2 protein-coding genes are annotated in these 3,047 nt (G+C 62.9%); both read left to right on the top strand.

Going from position 1 to position 3,047, the window contains the following annotated elements:
- Positions 1-92 precede the first annotated feature (92 nt).
- Positions 93-1,520 carry a multidrug transporter subunit MdtD gene (gene mdtD, locus ACW9HX_RS28960; RefSeq protein WP_457383199.1) on the top strand — a complete coding sequence of 476 codons (1,428 nt, stop codon included), beginning with the start codon at positions 93-95 and terminating at the stop codon, positions 1,518-1,520.
- Positions 1,521-1,577: 57 nt separating this feature from the next.
- On the top strand, positions 1,578-2,963 hold the full coding sequence (dbpA, locus tag ACW9HX_RS28955; RefSeq protein ID WP_457383198.1) for an ATP-dependent RNA helicase DbpA: 1,386 nt from the start codon (positions 1,578-1,580) through the stop codon (positions 2,961-2,963).
- Positions 2,964-3,047: the final 84 nt, after the last annotated feature.

Below are 3,047 nucleotides of genomic sequence, written 5' to 3'. Positions count from 1 at the left end.
ATTCAACACTTATGTTGGCTGAAATACCGCATTCGCGAGCAAGCCCGCTCCCACCAAAAGCCTGTGCATTAACCCCAACCGCAAGAGGTTCCATGCCCAACCGCCCGCCTCTCGACGCCATCACCGCCCGCTGGTTGCCGTGGGTCGTCGCCATTGCTTTCTTCATGCAGTCCCTCGACGGGACCATTCTCAACACCGCCCTGCCCGCCATGGCCAGGGACCTGGCCGAAGACCCGCTGCGCATGCAGGGCGTGATCATCGCCTACATGCTCACCGTGGCCTTGCTGATTCCAGCCTCGGGCTGGATCGCCGACCGCTTCGGCACCAAGAAAATCTTCTTCGGCGCGATCCTGCTGTTCAGCCTCGGCTCGCTGCTCTGCGCTTTGTCGAGCAGCCTGACGATGCTGATCGGCGCTCGTGTCATCCAGGGCCTCGGCGGCGCACTGATGTTGCCGGTCGGGCGCTTGGTGGTGTTGCGCGCCTACCCCCGCTCGGAACTGGTGCGGATCATGGGCTTCATCACTATTCCCGGCCTGCTCGGCCCGTTGATCGGCCCGACCATGGGCGGCTGGATGGTGGAATACCTGACGTGGCACTGGATCTTCCTGATCAACCTGCCGGTCGGCGTCATCGGCTGCTACGCGGTATGGAAATTCATCCCCGACCTGCGCGGCACCGAGCGCACGCGCTTCGATAGCCTGGGGTTCCTGCTGTTCGGCGCGGCGATGGTGCTGATCACCATCGCCATGGAAGGCCTCGGCGAACTGCACCTGCCGCACTTGCGGGTGATGCTGTTGCTGTTCGGCGGCATGGCGTGTCTGGCAGCGTACTGGTTGCGCGCCGGGCACATTGAAAATCCGCTGTTCGCGCCGTCGCTGTTCAAGACCCGCACCTTCGCGGTCGGCATTCTCGGCAATCTGTTCGCCCGTCTGGGCAGCGGCGCTCTGCCGTTTCTGGTGCCGTTGCTGCTGCAAGTGGCGCTGGGCTATTCGCCGTCCCAGGCCGGGATGAGCATGTTGCCCTTGGCCGCTGCGGCGATGGTCGCCAAGTGGGGCGCGCGGCCGCTGATCGAGCGCCTGGGCTATCGCATCGTGCTGACCGGCAACACCCTGTTTCTGGGGATCATGCTGGCGAGCATGGGCCTGGTCAGCGAGCAGACGCCGTACTGGCTGCTGCTGTGCCTGCTGGCGATTCTCGGCGCGATCAACTCGCTGCAATTCACCGCGATGAACACCGTGACCCTGATCGACCTCGATGACGCCAGCGCCAGCAGTGGCAACAGCCTGCTGTCGGTGGTGGCGCAGTTGTCGCTGAGCCTCGGCGTGGCATGCGCCGGTGCGCTGCTCGGCGGCTTTACGGCAGAAGTCGGCAACGACGGCGTTGAGACCGTGCTGGGCGCATTTCAGCTCACGTTCGTGACCGTTGGGATCATGGCGATGCTGGCGGCGACGATCTTTTCGCAACTGTCGAAGAATGACGGACGGCGTGTTAAACGTCCGGAACAACACATAGAGCCTTAGGGCTAATGGCCACCGGGCTGGTACACTGCGCGACATTTTGTTTTGCAGGCCAGTCCCGTGACCACCATCGCCACCGCTTTTAATACTTTGCCGCTGTCCGCCGCCATGCTGGCTAACCTCGAATCTCTCGGTTATGCCCAGATGACGCCGATCCAGGCGCAAAGCTTGCCGGTGATCCTCAAGGGGATGGACCTGATCGCCCAGGCCAAGACCGGCAGCGGCAAGACCGCCGCGTTCGGCATCGGCCTGCTGAACCCGATCAATCCGCGCTACTTCGGTTGCCAGGCACTGGTGATTTGCCCGACGCGAGAACTGGCCGACCAGGTCGCCAAGGAAATCCGTCGCCTGGCCCGTGCCGAAGACAACATCAAGGTCCTGACCCTGTGCGGCGGCGTGTCCTTCGGCCCGCAGATCGGCTCGCTGGAGCACGGCGCGCACATCATCGTCGGCACCCCGGGCCGCATCCAGCAGCATCTGCGCAAGGGTTCGCTGGTCCTCGACGGGCTGAACACGCTGATCCTCGACGAAGCCGACCGCATGCTCGACATGGGTTTCTACGACGCCATCGAAGACATCATCGAGCAGACCCCGGCCCGCCGTCAGACCCTGCTGTTCTCGGCGACCTACCCGGTGGGCATCAAGCAACTGGCGTCGAAGTTCATGCGCGATCCGCAAACGGTGAAAGCCGAAGCGTTCCACGACGACACCCAGATCGAACAGCGCTTCTACGAGATTTCGCCGGAAGAGCGCATGAGCGCGGTGACCAAAGTCCTGCACCACTTCCGCCCAGCCTCCACCGTGGCGTTCTGCTTCACCAAGCAGCAAGTACAGGAAACCGTCGATCACCTGACCTCCAAAGGCATCTCCGCCGTCGGCCTGCACGGCGACCTGGAACAGCGTGACCGCGATCAGGTGCTGGCGATGTTCGCTAACCGCAGTACTTCGGTACTGGTGGCCACTGACGTTGCCGCCCGTGGCCTGGATATTGATGCCCTGGACATGGTGATCAACGTCGAGCTGGCCCGCGACTCGGAAATCCATATTCACCGTGTTGGCCGTACCGGTCGTGCCGGCGAGAGAGGCATCGCGGTCAGCCTGGTGGCGCCATCCGAAGCGCACCGCGCGCAAGCCATCGAACAACTGCAGAAAACCCCGCTGAACTGGGATCAGGTGGACAATCTCAAGTCCCAGGGCGGTGCCCCGCTGCAACCGCCGATGAGCACGCTGTGCATCGCTGGCGGCCGCAAGGACAAGGTGCGTCCGGGTGACATTCTCGGCGCACTGACCGGTGAAGCCGGCATTCCGGGCGCTCAGGTCGGCAAGATCGCGATCTTCGACTTCCAGTCCTATGTGGCTGTTGAACGCACTGTTGTCATGCAGGCGCTGCAGCGTTTGAACAACGGCAAGATCAAGGGTCGTTCGCTGCGCGTTCGCGTTTTGTAAGCGACCTGCTGCCAGACAGAGATCGAATGTGGGAGCGGGCTTGCTCGCGAAAGCGGTGATTCAGGCGACTTATGTGTCAACTGA

This window comes from Pseudomonas sp. SDO52101_S400, from assembly GCF_054071635.1.
Note: the sequence above shows the minus strand (reverse complement) of the source record. Positions and strands in the feature narration are given on the sequence as shown.